General features: G+C 51.9%; 12 protein-coding genes and 1 tRNA gene. 6 read left to right on the forward strand and 7 right to left on the reverse strand.

Going from position 1 to position 13,773, the window contains the following annotated elements; translation table 11 throughout:
• Positions 1 to 249 precede the first annotated feature (249 nt).
• Positions 250 to 2,010 carry an adenylate/guanylate cyclase domain-containing protein gene (locus tag ACR0J0_RS21105; RefSeq protein WP_480665965.1) on the forward strand — a complete coding sequence of 587 codons (1,761 nt, stop codon included), beginning with the start codon at positions 250 to 252 and terminating at the stop codon, positions 2,008 to 2,010.
• A 476-nt stretch (positions 2,011 to 2,486) separates the two neighbouring features.
• Entirely contained in the window at positions 2,487 to 3,425 is a 939-nt protein-coding gene (locus tag ACR0J0_RS21110; protein WP_480665966.1) for a hypothetical protein, read from the forward strand.
• Between the two features lie 112 nt (positions 3,426 to 3,537).
• Here ACR0J0_RS21110 and ACR0J0_RS21115 read toward each other — a convergent pair whose 3' ends face one another.
• The 3 genes from ACR0J0_RS21115 to ACR0J0_RS21125 form a co-directional block, all read right to left on the reverse strand.
• Positions 3,538 to 3,912 carry a hypothetical protein gene (locus ACR0J0_RS21115; protein WP_480665967.1) on the reverse strand — a complete coding sequence of 125 codons (375 nt, stop codon included), beginning with the start codon at positions 3,910 to 3,912 and terminating at the stop codon, positions 3,538 to 3,540.
• A complete protein-coding gene (locus ACR0J0_RS21120; protein ID WP_170517544.1) occupies positions 3,905 to 4,066 on the reverse strand; it encodes a hypothetical protein in 162 nt (53 codons plus the stop codon). Before ACR0J0_RS21120 ends, ACR0J0_RS21115 begins: the two co-directional genes overlap by 8 nt.
• Positions 4,067 to 4,085: 19 nt before the next feature.
• Positions 4,086 to 4,179: transfer RNA gene (locus ACR0J0_RS21125), tRNA-OTHER, on the reverse strand.
• A 465-nt stretch (positions 4,180 to 4,644) separates the two neighbouring features.
• On the opposite strand from ACR0J0_RS21125, the gene ACR0J0_RS21130 reads away from it, so the two are divergent.
• The 3 genes from ACR0J0_RS21130 (at position 4,645) to ACR0J0_RS21140 (ending at position 8,007) form a co-directional block, all read left to right on the forward strand.
• Positions 4,645 to 5,619, forward strand: a complete 975-nt coding sequence (locus ACR0J0_RS21130; RefSeq protein WP_480665968.1) for an adenylate/guanylate cyclase domain-containing protein — start codon at positions 4,645 to 4,647, stop codon at positions 5,617 to 5,619.
• 265 nt (positions 5,620 to 5,884) lie between these two features.
• On the forward strand, positions 5,885 to 7,120 hold the full coding sequence (locus ACR0J0_RS21135) for an adenylate/guanylate cyclase domain-containing protein (RefSeq protein WP_480665969.1): 1,236 nt from the start codon (positions 5,885 to 5,887) through the stop codon (positions 7,118 to 7,120).
• 437 nt (positions 7,121 to 7,557) lie between these two features.
• Positions 7,558 to 8,007 (forward strand): DUF411 domain-containing protein, encoded by a 450-nt coding sequence (locus ACR0J0_RS21140; RefSeq protein ID WP_170660810.1) that lies wholly within the window; start codon positions 7,558 to 7,560, stop codon positions 8,005 to 8,007.
• 72 nt (positions 8,008 to 8,079) lie between these two features.
• Here the strand turns inward: ACR0J0_RS21140 and ACR0J0_RS21145 are convergent, their stop codons facing one another.
• The 3 genes from ACR0J0_RS21145 to ACR0J0_RS21155 form a co-directional block, all read right to left on the reverse strand.
• Entirely contained in the window at positions 8,080 to 8,727 is a 648-nt protein-coding gene (locus ACR0J0_RS21145) for a Spy/CpxP family protein refolding chaperone (protein WP_480665970.1), read from the reverse strand.
• Positions 8,728 to 8,802: 75 nt separating this feature from the next.
• Positions 8,803 to 9,291, reverse strand: coding sequence for a RidA family protein (locus ACR0J0_RS21150; protein ID WP_170389686.1), 489 nt, complete (start codon positions 9,289 to 9,291; stop codon positions 8,803 to 8,805).
• 266 nt (positions 9,292 to 9,557) lie between these two features.
• Positions 9,558 to 10,385 carry a sulfotransferase domain-containing protein gene (locus ACR0J0_RS21155; protein WP_480665971.1) on the reverse strand — a complete coding sequence of 276 codons (828 nt, stop codon included), beginning with the start codon at positions 10,383 to 10,385 and terminating at the stop codon, positions 9,558 to 9,560.
• A 458-nt stretch (positions 10,386 to 10,843) separates the two neighbouring features.
• Between ACR0J0_RS21155 and ACR0J0_RS21160 the strand changes: the two genes are divergently transcribed.
• Positions 10,844 to 12,568 carry an adenylate/guanylate cyclase domain-containing protein gene (locus tag ACR0J0_RS21160; RefSeq protein ID WP_480665972.1) on the forward strand — a complete coding sequence of 575 codons (1,725 nt, stop codon included), beginning with the start codon at positions 10,844 to 10,846 and terminating at the stop codon, positions 12,566 to 12,568.
• Positions 12,569 to 12,795: 227 nt separating this feature from the next.
• Here the strand turns inward: ACR0J0_RS21160 and ACR0J0_RS21165 are convergent, their stop codons facing one another.
• Positions 12,796 to 13,755 carry an alpha/beta fold hydrolase gene (locus ACR0J0_RS21165; RefSeq protein WP_480665973.1) on the reverse strand — a complete coding sequence of 320 codons (960 nt, stop codon included), beginning with the start codon at positions 13,753 to 13,755 and terminating at the stop codon, positions 12,796 to 12,798.
• Positions 13,756 to 13,773: the final 18 nt, after the last annotated feature.

Below are 13,773 nucleotides of genomic sequence, written 5' to 3' on the forward strand. Positions count from 1 at the left end.
ACTGCGGCCCGTGCAAATGTCGAAGATGGGCTTTCAACAGTCAATCGCTGCTTCCCGCGCCTATGACTGTTCGCAGCCCAAACCGGACATTCACGACCAGACTTTGCAATACCAGCTTCGTGGACTTTGCCGCCATTGGCCCGCTTTCACCGAAGGACCGTAGATAGCCCAAACCGGACATTTTCGAAAGTTGGCACACTACTACCGAACTTGATAGATTCGAAAAAAGGTTGCTATTGGGGAATGCGCATGAGACGCCGACTTGCCGCCATACTTGCCGCCGATATGGTCGGCTACTCACGGCTTATGGCGGCTAACGAGGCGGGAACACTTGCTCGTCTCAAAGACCTACGCCGGGACATCATCAATCCAGGTATCGAAAGTGCTGGAGGTGAGATTATCAAGCTTACCGGTGATGGCCTGTTTGCACTTTTTAGCTCGGTCGTTTCTGCCGTTGAGGCCGCAGCGACGCTCCAGAGGACGCTGCACGCCGCCGAAGCCGAGAGCCCCACCGAAAGCCGGATCAGCTTCCGAATAGGCTTGCACATTGGAGACGTAATCTTGGACGAGGGCGACATTTATGGCGAGGGTGTTAATCTTGCCGCCAGACTCGAAGGCGTCGCTGACCCAGGCGGTGTCATTCTGTCTGACGACGCATGCCGGCAGGTTCGAGGCAAAATTGAACACGACATCATAGACCTTGGCGAAGTAGCGCTCAAAAACATCTCCAAGCCAGTTCGCGCCTACAAATTGGCGATGGAGGGCGAATCTGATTCCACGCAATACCAATCGCAACCCACTGACAAACCCTCCGTCGCTGTCTTGCCTTTCCAAAACATGTCCAATGATCCAGAACAGGAATACTTCTGTGATGGCGTTTCCGAAGACATCATCACAGAGCTCTCGCGCTTTCCCGAGCTTTTCGTCATCGCTCGCAATTCCTCGTTTTCGTTCAGAGGTCGCCCCGTCACCCATATAGATGTCGCTCGTGAACTCGGTGTTCGCTACATGCTAGAGGGTAGCCTCCGTCGAGCCCAAAACCGCGTACGCATTACTGCCCAACTCATCGACTGCACAAATGGAGCCCATGTTTGGGCTGAGCGCTACGACCGCACGCTAGACGACATCTTCGCGTTACAGGATGAGATTACACGCAGCGTGGTCGGCGCCATCGCCCCCCAGATATCCATTGCCGAAATAGATCGCGCGTCTGTGGCTCGAGATATCGACTTCAACTCCTACGACCTCTCGCTACGTGCAATGGCGATCTTCTACGCAGGAGGCTTCTACTCTCAGGATAAGTTCGATGAGGTCATAACAGCCTCTGATCGCGCCATTGATCTCGACCCGCGCAATGTCCAGGCGCATTGGATCAAAGCGTTTGCCTACCTGATGCGTTATCTATACCAGTTCGATGAGGACCCCACCGAAAACCTGGGCCTAGCTGAGAAAAGCGTTGAACCTCTGTTTCTTGGTGGTCAACTCGACCCTCGCGCCTTATGCGTTCGCGGTGTGGTTCGTCATTTCCGCGGAGATTTTGACGGGGCCAACGCCGACTTCAGTTTGGGCTTCACACTGAACCCGAACTTTGCCCGGAACATCTTCTTCATGGCCTGGCATGAGTCTTTGGTCGGGCGAACCACAGAGGCGCGCGAACATGCCCACCTTGCCCTCCAGCTTTCCCCACGCGACACTGATCTCTGGGTAGGAGACGCCTATCTGGCGCTCGCCCAAGCTGCCTTCGCCGACGCTGATTTTGAAGACGCAATGCGTTGGGGTGAGCGCGCGATTCAGATGACGCCGCGTGCGCCGATCCGCCGGGCTCTTATGATCGCCAGTGCCGCCCACCTCGGGCGTGCCGAAGCAGGCCTGCCACATGAGCAGGCGCTGGCGGATTTTGCCCCAGCGTTCCTAGACAGCATTGTCTCCGGCGCTTTGGTCCTCTTCCGTCTACCCGAACACAATGCGCTTTTGGTCGAAGGCCTGAAGAAAGCTGGTGTTAAGCCGTAGAGTTGGTCCAAATGCCAAAGCTCGCAAACTACCGCAGACAAAAAGTGCCAAAGGTAGATCCAATTTTGGCGCACTGTTCTCGAAAGGTTCTAAGCAATCGCTCATTGCTTCAATCGACAACGACTGTTTCAGCCCAAAGCGGCCACTCACAGCTACTCTACTCTATAGTTTGCCCAGTCATTCGCTGCGCGAGCGATTTGCGTGATTGCTGTTTCCTTAGGGGAGCACTGCGCTGTGTCGCGATTGCAGACTGCGATAGTCAACACGCGCTTGTCAGGCAATCAAACTCAAATTGCATCATTGACTGAAGCATGCCCATTCTCCGTATTCTGACGCAATAATGTGTCCGGCGGAGAAACATCGTTCAACCAGCCAGCGCTAGTTCGCGTCGGTTAATAAACTGCGCAATTCCGAAAGAGTCTGCTTCGAACGCGCTAAATTGAACTCACGACAAAGAGCCGTTAGGTGGAGGAACAATGTTGCCAGCTAAGTTCGATGGAGGATTGCTCGCTTGGAGTACAGCTTTGGCAATATGTACAACAGCCGTGCTCGTCGTACTTCTTGGAGATCAGGTCGATGCGTTTGGTGGTATTGCGGCAGTCGCGGGTTTTTCAGCCGGTTTTTTAGGGTCTGTCTTTTCTAGTCTTGTTTCTAACGCCAGAACGTTTGCGATGGTGCTGGTGAGCATACTGGTATGCACACTCTTCCCGCTTCAGTGGATCGCCTTTCTGTGTGGTTTTGTCTTGATTAGTTGGGCTGCATTTGAAGGGTACAAAAACGGTGGTTTTGCGACAGTTCCTGCATTGAACGGATTGCTCTTGTACTTACTGATCCCACCCGACGAGCGTATTGCCGTTCATGTTTTGATTTTTCTGGCCGCGGCAACAGTCGGTAGTTTGCTCAGCGTTCGGCTTAACTTGGCGGGCTCAGCAATACGACCTCCCATGTCTTTCAAGGAAGCAATTTCTGTCTGGCTATTCTTAATTGTCGGCATGAGTTTGACGTCGTTTCTCGCTCACATAATCGGAAACCAAAAGTCCTACTGGCTTTCGTTGTTGTTCGTATTCCGCGTCTTGGCTCCAATTCAAAAAGTTCCTGATGCTGCATTGCGGTTTGGTGTTGGCGTGGCGCTCGGGTCTTTGGCAGCCCTATGTTCCGAGTTCAGCGGATTGTCTCACCAAGTCTTATTGATCCTCGGGTTTGCTTCCGCGGTCATAGGCGTGCACAGAATAGGTGGTAACACGCTATGGACAGCGATGTTCTTTACGATTGCCACTCTTTTGGTGACAGCCCCAACGATTGAGTTTGCGGTCTTCCGAATAGAAGCGGCGGCGATGATAGTCTTCTTAGTCGGAGGGCTATCTTTCCTGATCAGTTGGTGCTGGGAACAGATAGAAAGCCGTTCCGGAAACTGAATCTGCATGGCGGCAGAGAGAAAAGCTTCAGTCCAAATCTTCCTGGAGACCGCGCTCGGCAGCAGTTGTGTCGCGCCTCTGGACGCATTTGATTTTGCAGCCCAAAATACGGTCAATCAGAAGACCCCCACCCGGCACGATGCTCACCAAGCTGCTTGAAGACGCTTCCATGAATATCGTTCCAGTCGACAACACTGCTCATCACTGACCTCCGGGCCCGCGCCTCTTTGAGATCGTGTGAAACCTCCGCCATAGCAATCATCATACGGTCGACCACTTCGAGGTCATTACACTCGACATGCAAACCCTCGGTCGACCATGTGACGTCAGAGACGTGCGGAGCTGGGTAGTTGTGCGCCATCACCAAACGCATCTCTTCGGCGTACCAGGCGTCAAATGAGCGGAGATCATCTGGCGCTCCATGGTCCTCGATCACTCCTCGGACCTTTCCCCGGAATTCCTTCCAGCTCTTTTCGACATCATCCATCAGTCACATTCTCCAGAACTTGGTCTTGTTGAGATGGAAGACCCCTCTCGAGATCTGGCAAGCCGGACCAGCCTTCGGGTGTGCGTCCGAGGCTCTCCTCGACCGATTGCTTGATGTCTTTGAAATCAATTGCGTTCGTGACGTCGCCCGCCATGTCGGACACCTCCTGAGGATGGTAGGAGGCGTCGGAATCGAACCGACTCGTGCACTCTAATCTGGAGCAATTACAAGGATATAAGCCTCGCCCGCATACCAATGCTGCCTCCCACGGATTTCGCGTGGGTTATCGACCTCAGGCCGATATTCGATGGCAGTGGATGCGTGTGTACGTCATGACCGCAAGCTGAACCAGTTCGCATAGCCATGTCAAGACGGCGCTTGCTGCACTTCGAGTTTCACCGCGTAGTTCTGGGAACCTTCTAGCTTAGCGTGTGCCCGATACACTCATGCATCTTATTTTGCGGGTCAGTACAGCGTCGAGTAGCTCTCCGACAGCGAAACGATTCGATACCCTGTGATCCGGACTCGAACTCAGAAACTCCGTCGATAGTTCGCTCTGAACCGACGTGCGTCTTTTGATCTGCGTCTTATGCGCTCCGTTCTGGAGAAATACAAAAGTCTTGATCTGACCAAACCTCAGCGGCAGCATTGACCTGCATCTTTCGAAAAATGGAGATCCCGGTTGCAAGACCTTGTAAGCCTCATTCCATTTAGCGTCTCGAGTCATTTGTGATGATACGTTCCTCACCTGAGCTGCTGGCGGTTTCGAGGCGTTGGTATGAAATACTCAGAACCAAGAAGAATACTGACGAGTTGCAGGATTTTCTGTCGAAGGCAGATGAACTACGGTTCGTTGGGACAGGAGAAGGTGAGTTTTGGAGCGGGCAAGCAGTTCGCGATGGGGTTAGCGGCTTTTTCGCGGAGATCCCGGCACCAGTCGTTTTCGAAGAAGTTGAAGCTGAGGCCTTCGAAAACGGAGAGACGGGATGGTCATCCTTCGTCCACAAGATTCAGTTTGTCGGCTTTGATGAAGCCGTCTTTTACCGCACCGTTCTGATTTTTGTCCTGGAGGGAGCAGCCTGGAAGATCATCAATCGCCACGCTTCAGTGCCAACTCCAAATATTGAACTCGTGGGTAAAGAGCAGCTGGCCATCCAAAAACTGGTTGATGCTGCGCGCGAAGATGGACCCGAGCTGATCCAAACCGAAGGTTTGGCTTCAGTACTTTTCACTGATGTGGAGGGCAGCACAACGTTGGCGGAGGCGTTGGGCGATCAGCGTTGGTCGGTGCTGATCGAAAACCACTTCCAAGTCTTGGCGGCGATCATTGAAAAGCATCATGGCCAGTTCGTGAAATCTCTAGGAGACGGAACGTTGTCCGTCTTTCCGTCCGCGAAAGAAGCACTGACGGCCGCTGTCAAGATTCAGAAGGCCATTGTATCGGTATCCGCGGAGCCATCTTTCGGTGTTCGGATTGGAATTCACACAGGTGATGTCGTGCAATCTCGTGGAGATTTTTTCGGTACTGTGGTCAACAAAGCGTCACGCATAACGACCGTTGGTGCGGCAGGCGAGATACTCGTTTCAGATGCGACTCGCGCCATGGTCGGAGGACGAACCGATTTCTCATTTTCTGAAATTGAACCCAGACTTCTGAAAGGTTTACGCGGTCACCACGTCTTGTTTCGGTTGGAGTGGCAAGATTAAGTCTTGGGGGCGCCGTAACTCCGGCAAATCGCCTAGTCTCGTAGGGGAGCAGCACCGCCAGTTGTTTTGAGGTTCGCGGCACAGCTCACATCGCCAACAATTCCCGATGAATTGCGACCATCGCCCGGGTGTCGTGCGTGCGATACGCCACAAGATCAGCATATACCTTAGGGCTGCAAGCGCAGAGGGAGAATTGAATTTGATGTGTCCTTGAAGTGAATTAGACTAAGAGCCAACTGTTCAGATAGCTCATTAAGAGGACATCATGGCAGCTCCTTTAGTCCAAAACTGGGAACTGACTGCCGCCATCCAGGACATAGCAGATTGGCTGGTTCAACAGGGCTTGGAGAATGCGCCTGTGGAGCTCTGGCTTGAAGCATTCTGCAACCGTCTTGTTTCGGCAGGAATTCCGCTTCAAAGAGCAAACATCACTGTTCGCGCTCATCATCCCGAGATTGGGACTGTCGCTTTTCGCTGGCACAGGGATGGCGGTCATGAGCGAGAGAACTTTGTCCGAAGATCGGATGCACCTGAGGAATACGTTCTAAGCCCAATTTATTATCTTTTGGCAAACAACGTTGAAGAGATCAGACAAGATCTGACAGTCGAAGAACCCGCGCTCAACTTTCCGATCTTCGACGAACTTCGCGCGCGCGGTGCAACTGACTACTTCGCTGTTAAACGGTTTTTCCTTATTCAGGACAATACTACGCCAGTCGATCCAATGCAGGCCTATGAAGGTGCCATAATCTCATTGACAACCGACGCGAACGGGGGCTTCACAAGCGAGCAACTTGATGGTTTGCGTCAACTGATATCTCCACTTTGCCTGACGCTGAAATGTGGGGCGAACCGATTGATGGCTGAAGACATTACAGCCGCGTATCTGGGCAAAGATGCCAGTAGGCGCGTTCTTTCCGGGGACATCACCCGAGGTTCATCGGAAACTATTTCAGCGGTGATTTGGTATTTTGACCTGCAAGGATTTACCAAATTGTCAGAGGCGCTTCCGGGGGACTCAATCATAGAATTGCTAAACGACTACCTCGCGGAAGCTGTTGACGTAGTCGAACGCAAAGGCGGTAACGTTCTGAAATTCATGGGAGATGGAATGCTTGCCATCTTCGATATCAATCAAGTTCCGGACGCTCGCCGCGTCGCAATTCACGCGGCCGCGGAGTTGCGAAATACCTTTGAGGAACTCAACCAACGACGGCAAGCTGATGGTTTGCCAACGACCGGCTTCACTCTCTCGTTGCACGCAGGCGATGTTCTTTACGGCAATATTGGCGGTAGGTCTCGCTTGGATTTCACAGTGGTCGGCCCAGCGGTAAATACAACTTCGCGCATTTTAGGCATGTGCAGCGCGCTTGATCAGAACATTGTGGTTTCCGATAAGGTGGCGGGCGACTTAGTGGGCTCCATTCCAAGTCTTGTTTCCCTGGGGCAATACAGATTGCGCGGTGTTGCTGAAAGACAGGAGCTGTTCACGATAGACTAACTGCCGCTATTTGGAAGCTGCCGCAATGGGGTGTTGACCTGCGTCAAAGCAAAGGTAGCCGGATTGCTACTAGGTTGGTTTGCACATGTAACAGAACTGTTGGATCAAGCACCCGCGAAGAGCGGCATTCTTGGCCATAGTGATTGCATTGTCAGGGTGCACGGGCAGGCACCACCAAGGCAATTGGCATGGCCACGGCTTAGAAGGTTGCTATGGACCTCACCACGACGTTGATCGCCAGGTCCATTGCAGAACGCTCGAGTGAACGTGCGCCATACGCGATGCAACTCGCAAAACATTTGGCGACCAATGTTATTTGGATTGAGATTCAGATCTTGTATCGAAACTGCCCGTTTGATGCTTAGTCCGGTAACATTGAAAAGTTTGGCCTTGGCACAATATCTTTGTAGTCCCATGAGGAAACGGAGAAGAGACCAATGAAACGACGCGAATTTTTACTAGCGGGTACAGCAGCTGTGTTGGCTACTCCTTCCGTCGGACAAGAAGCCCCACTCATCAAGGTCTACAAGACGCCAACCTGCGGCTGTTGTGCCGCTTGGGTAGATCACCTGATTTCCGCAGGATTTCGCGCCGATACGCTAGACGTTGAACAGGAGCAGCTGTGGTCGCTTAAAGAACAAATGAAAATCTCAGATGAGCTTTCCAGTTGCCACACTGCAATTATTGGGGACTATTTTGTCGAAGGTCATGTCCCGGCAGAAGACATCTATCGACTTTTGTCCGAACATCCTGAAGGCCTCGGCCTAACAGTTCCAGGCATGCCGATGGGTTCACCCGGCATGGATTTTTCAGACGAACGAGAACCTTATGAAACCTTGCTCGTTGGTCTGGATGGGACGACGAGTGTGTTTGCTCGACACAGCTGAGAGATTGGATGAAGGGCAATCAGATTTCCCAGCTCCATGTCCAACATTAGTTTGCTCTGATTTCAAAATGATTCAGCTGCAACCGTTGTGTTTTTTCCACATGGCTGGGTCGTGGCCTTCAGGCACACTAGAACACGGGTCGTTCGCATACCCTCTTAGAATGTTGTATTGCTGGATTTGATCAGCGCTCAACAGCGGTGTTGTTTGCAGGTGCCGGGACAGATGAACCAGTCGTAATTCGGCCCTGGCAGCTTCGGCCGCTTCAACAAGTTTGTTTAGCTCGGCTAAGTCAAGCTGGTCACCGGCAAACGCTTCACTTAGCGCCGCTTCGGCCTCAATAAACCGTTCGCCTGCGACGATTGCCTGTTCGCGCATTGCTGAATAGATTGCTTCAATTTTTTTCACCTGATCTTTCGAAAGTCCAAGTTCATCTTGCAATTCGAGCAAGTGTGCTGGGCCTGGTTTGCCATTCAGCTCCGCAGGTAAGGCAAAACCCCAACCTCCGCCGCGCCGCAGCTCTTCTAAATCGGTCTCAGATAAGCTCTTGATGGCCCTGGATTGAAGACCGGCGTAGGGCGTGGCTTCAGCGTCGTGAGTGTGACTTTGCGCGAGGGCTACTTGAGAGTAATGGATCGTACAAAGCGCCGTTACAATCAGAAACTTAGGCATAAACTTAATCATGAAGTCTCCTTTCTGGCTCACCCAAATGCCATCTTCCATACAGTACTTCCGGCTGGCGCAGCGACATTGCTGCTTGTTTTTTTCCTAGTATGTCGTTCCGGATCCACGTGTATTCTAGGCCCTTGAGACAATAACCTCTGCTTCGATTTCAATTGGGAAGTTGATTGGTAGACCTGCTACCCCGACCGCGGTACGTGAATGGCGGCCAATCTCTTCTCCAAAGACGTCAATGATCAAATCCGTGAACCCGTTGAGAACCGCAGGCGTATCGCTGAAGCCAGATTTGCAATTGATCATCCCATGAACTCGGCACCACCCCGTTATTCGGTTTAGACTGCCAAGTTCGCGCTTTAGACTGCCGAGAATAGAAAGCCCGACTTTGCGTGCTGAGGCGTAGCCCTCTTCCACAGACACATTATCTCCGACTGCTCCAAATGGCCCGGCCGGAGTACCGTCTGTTTCTTGTGGTCCATGACCAGATATGAACGCCCGGTCGCCCCGAACGTTTATCCACGGAAATGGCAACACCATACCAACAGGCAATTTCAGCGGCGCTGGTAAAATGATGTTGTGGTCTATCAATCGCTGTTCTGCGTCGATCATGGTACTCTCCCTCGCAGGACATGCATGGATCTTACCACAAACCATGCCCAAGGTTGGCCTCGACCACCAAACTTTGAAGTGTCCGCTTCGTCCGCATTCGAGTCATCTGGCGAAACCGCGGCGAACGGCTGTTATTGGTTAGGGCAAACCCTGGCCGCGTTCGCGGGCATGAATGACCGCTCATCGTGGTTACGGGTCATCCGGCAAAAAGTCTCAGACGGCCGAGACGGTCCCGAAGCGGCAATCTTTACTAAGAAAGCGAGGTCCTAAACAGGAAGCTCTCCGCCAGACTGAAGCCATCGCGCGTCGGCTTCCGGAAGCAACTCTGCAAGACGTTTGTGAAACGCAAGAAGGTCTTCGTCTGACAGCTTGCCCTCCCACTTGCGACTACTTGCGCTATCGAAGAAGGCTGACGGGTCTTTGAAGGTCGTGGACCGTTGTGTTTTTTCTTTGGCACTCGCGCGCGCATTAGCTTGCATGTTCTCGAACTGCATACTTTCCGCAATTGCGGCCAACATTTCATCGTCAATTTTGAGGTCGAGTACGGAAGCTAGCTTTCTGGTATGAGAGAGTAAATCGCGCCGCATATCGGCGTAGTGGAAAATGTGTATGTTGGGATATTGGATGTTTGACTTGAAGGACTTGAAGTGATGAACGATGGCTTCAAGGGTGATTCCATCGGCCATCGCCTCTCGAACGGTCTCACCAAGAAAAAGGGCGAATGAAGCTGTCGGCTCATCCGGGAACCTGTCTTGGATCAGGTCTTCCTTCAGGTTTGCCACATGTCGGCGCATCGAAAAATGTGCGTCGATTGGGTGTCTGTACACCGCGATGTAGGTACAATTTGGATCGAAAGGGATGCCGTCAAATGGCGTATGGGTCTTGATGCATCTTCTGTGGCTTTGAGCTTCGAACATTCGAGCTATGGGGAGTTGATCTCGAAACGCAGGGTCGAGCCAAACCGACAGGTCATCCATGACCTTGTCCATACCAGGCTTTTCAAACAAGAGCGACAGCACAAGGGCCTGCGTCCATGTTGTTCCGCACTTTGGCGGTGTTGCAACAATCACGTCTCCTTGGCGCAGCGCGAACATGTCCCAAATCCGATTGTCGGTGAGACGTGTTCTGTACTCGAATGCCTTTCTTGAAGACGCCCTTATCGTCATTCTGATTTCCGCCAATGGACCCTTAATGAAACGATAGCAAGCGTGCGGTGCCGAACCTAGAATTTTAATGGCACCCGAGTAGGAAGGCTTTTCAAAGTGCCAAGCCAAAACCTTGCATTCGCGGCTAGAAGCTCGTTTTGCCTTTAAGGCAGTCATTCGCGGCAACTTGCTCCAGTGTGTGTGCTGCGGTGCAAAGTCGAAATTACAAAGTTCGGTTTTTCGAGGTCCGCTTCCGCCTAATTTACCCAAAAGCAAAAAGCTTGTGTGTCGTTATTAGGTCACTGATGTTCATTGATTAATGATCGCGATTTATGCGCGAAACCCCTAATATCCCTTTGACTCTCCTTCACAATGGATACGCGGGAGGATTTGGTTTGGAGCGGTACTTGGCTGCCATACTCGTGGCTGATGTTGTTGGCTATAGCGCGCTTGTCAGTGCTAACGAGGAAGCCGCATTGCACACATATAGGGGCCACTTTAGGGCGCTGGAGCCGCATGTCGGTTTGAATGGCGGACGCCTATTCAAAAGAACCGGTGATGGTTTTCTTGCAGAGTTTTCCTCGGTTGTAGATGCGCTGGCATGTGCGGAAACGATGCAACGACAGATGGCTGAGCGGAACGGGGCGCGCGGGCAAAGTCCGGAAATGCAATTCCGTATGGGAATTCACGCGGGCGATGTTTTTGACGACGACGGTGATGTTCTTGGTGACGGCGTCAACATCGCGGCCCGGCTGGAAGGTCTTGCTCCTCCCGGAGGGATCATCGTTTCAGGTCGGGTTTACGAAGACCTTGTGGGTAAGGTGGATGTATCGTTCACCGAATTGGGGCCGCAATATCTGAAGAATATCACACGCCCAGTAACTGCTTACTCAGTACAAACAGCATTTGCTACTGAATCCCCGTTAACTCAATCCCGTCCTGACAGGCCTTCAGTGGCGGTGTTGGCTTTTGACAATCTGTCGCCTGACGCTGAACGGGATTACTTTGCAGAAGGTATTACCGAAGACATCATCACCAGCTTATCCAGAGTGCCCTGGATATTCGTGGTCGCCCGAAACTCTTCTTTTTCTTACAAAGGGCTTTCGGTTGATGTGCGTCGTATCGGCCGTGAGCTTGGTGTCCGCTATATATTGGAAGGGTCCGTTCGCGGCGCTGGTGACCGGTTGCGTGTCACGGGTCAGCTGATTGATGCTGAAACCGGCTCTCATGTTTGGGCGGATCGATACGATGGCAAGCTCGATGATGTTTTTGCGCTTCAGGACCAGATTACCGAGGCTGTCGTTGCTTCGATTGCGCCAGGTATCCGACAAGCTGAAATAGACCGTGCTGCTCACAAGCGCCCTGACACCCTTGGAGCCTATGATCACTTCCTACGTGCGCAGTCCTTGATCTACAGGTTCAATTTCACTGAAGCAGACGACCATTTGTCAAAAGCTCTTTCACTCTCAAGTGAGTACCCATTGGCAAGCGCTCTTCGAGGCTGGATCCGCACTTTGCTATGGAACCCGGATACGCGTCCAAACGAGGCCCGATTTGATTGCGCAATTCAGCTGGCACATGAGGCTCTGGCGGCATCACATCTTGACCTAGAGGCGCAAGCATATGCCGGTTACGTACTCGCGTTTCTTTCGGAGGATACAGAGTACGGTTTGTCACTTGTGGATCAAGTCGTCGAGAGAAGCCCAAATTGCGTTTCAGCCTGGGGATCCAGTTGCGTACTGCATGGCCTGATGGGCCAAGCACAAACGGCACAGGCACATGCAAGGGAGGCGCTCCGACTTAACCCGAATGACCCACTAAACTACCGGGTCCACATGGGTATCAGCCTGTCGCAAATCGCGGAAGGGAACTGGCGCGATCTAAGAGAAACTGCCCAAAAAATGCGTGCATTTCATAATACTGTGACTGTCTTTCGCCTGAACGAACTTGTGGCGGAAATGGCTCTCGGCAATGGGAGCCGAGCTAGAGAGCTCGCAGGTATTCACATGTCGCGGGAACCCGATTTTAGCGTTTCAATGTTCCGGCATATGCGCGCTCGTATCTCTATCGCAAAACCAGAAATCTATGACGCTTACTATAAAATGCTGGCAGCCGCAGGCATTCCTGATTGACGACACCAGTTGTAGACCAGCGGCAAGTCATAGCAAGCATGCAACATGTGGAAACATATTTTTGCCGCTGGAAGAATACCCAATTTGGTCTGCGAACAGTTGTTGAAGTGAATAGCGGCGAGCGGCAATCGAACCTTCGCGGCGCTCGGTGTGAACGATTGCTCTGCGGACAGAGCTACCATTGCCACGTTAGATCAGATTAATAGGTTTGCAGTATCATGCTCTGATCAGAACAGATGCCCATACGTGCGAATTGCATGCTGTCTGTTTTGCAGTTCAAGTTTGGCGTAGATTTTACTTGTGTGGTTTCGAACGGTTTTTTCACTCATTTGAAGACTTCTAGCAATTTCTTTACCACTCATTGCTTGGCAGATGAGTCTCAGCACGTCCTGCTCGCGCTTTGTCAAATCGTTAAAGTCCATCGTTTGACCGGAAGATGTAAATTCAAGCAAGCTCTTGGAAAAAGCGCGCCAGGCAGGTTCATCGCGTTGGATAATGTGATTTTTTCCCTCTAAAGCAGACATTGTCGCTCCGGGAATTTTCTGAGCGAGACGTTGCCCTTCTTCAAACGGAATAACCTGATCATCCCTTGAATGGATCACCAGTGTTGGAACTGAAACCTTTGGCAATAGACTTTCAACATTAACGTCAGCGCGCGCCATAAGCAGGTCGGCCCCTGTCTCAGGCAAAACGGTTTTTTGGCAAAGATTTGTAAACCAAGAGCGCTGTTCGACTGGCGCACCAGGTAGAAATCTTGATGTAAATACATCTTGAAACGCCGGGTTATCAGTCTCCCAACCCAGGCGAAATACATCGATAACAGTCCTGTAGTTTTTGGCGGCAACCGATCCGCGGTGGTTACTGCCCCTTGCATAGCCGCCAACAAGTATCATCCCAGCGACCCTGTCGGGATACATGAGCGAATACGCGATAGAAGTCGCGGCACCCTGAGAAATACCCAGAAGATAAAATGGTTCACCTATTTCGGAGGCGTCGATTACAGCTTCGAGATCATCAACCCAGTAATCAATACCCAGATTCTCAACTCGCTTGACAGATAATCCGCAGCCTCGCTCATCATATCGAACAAGGGTGAATTGACTTTCTAACATTTCGATCCAGTGAGACCAAATTGGACTGTCGAGATCATAACTGAGATGCGTAAGCCAATTAGCCGCCTTTACCATGGGCAGGCCGTTTCCGGA

The sequence above is a fragment of the Ruegeria sp. BF12 genome (genome assembly GCF_056538705.1).

Bases quoted from the DNA above. Each gene is read 5' to 3' on its own strand.
- ACR0J0_RS21105 (WP_480665965.1), top strand. From the start codon at position 250: ATGAGACGCCGACTTGCCGCCATACTTGCCGCCGATATGGTCGGCTAC.
- ACR0J0_RS21110 (WP_480665966.1), top strand. From the start codon at position 2,487: ATGTTGCCAGCTAAGTTCGATGGAGGATTGCTCGCTTGGAGTACAGCT.
- ACR0J0_RS21115 (WP_480665967.1), bottom strand. From the start codon at position 3,912: ATGGATGATGTCGAAAAGAGCTGGAAGGAATTCCGGGGAAAGGTCCGA.
- ACR0J0_RS21120 (WP_170517544.1), bottom strand. From the start codon at position 4,066: ATGGCGGGCGACGTCACGAACGCAATTGATTTCAAAGACATCAAGCAA.
- ACR0J0_RS21130 (WP_480665968.1), top strand. From the start codon at position 4,645: ATGATACGTTCCTCACCTGAGCTGCTGGCGGTTTCGAGGCGTTGGTAT.
- ACR0J0_RS21135 (WP_480665969.1), top strand. From the start codon at position 5,885: ATGGCAGCTCCTTTAGTCCAAAACTGGGAACTGACTGCCGCCATCCAG.
- ACR0J0_RS21140 (WP_170660810.1), top strand. From the start codon at position 7,558: ATGAAACGACGCGAATTTTTACTAGCGGGTACAGCAGCTGTGTTGGCT.
- ACR0J0_RS21145 (WP_480665970.1), bottom strand. From the start codon at position 8,727: ATGGAAGATGGCATTTGGGTGAGCCAGAAAGGAGACTTCATGATTAAG.
- ACR0J0_RS21150 (WP_170389686.1), bottom strand. From the start codon at position 9,291: ATGATCGACGCAGAACAGCGATTGATAGACCACAACATCATTTTACCA.
- ACR0J0_RS21155 (WP_480665971.1), bottom strand. From the start codon at position 10,385: ATGTTCGCGCTGCGCCAAGGAGACGTGATTGTTGCAACACCGCCAAAG.
- ACR0J0_RS21165 (WP_480665973.1), bottom strand. From the start codon at position 13,755: ATGGTAAAGGCGGCTAATTGGCTTACGCATCTCAGTTATGATCTCGAC.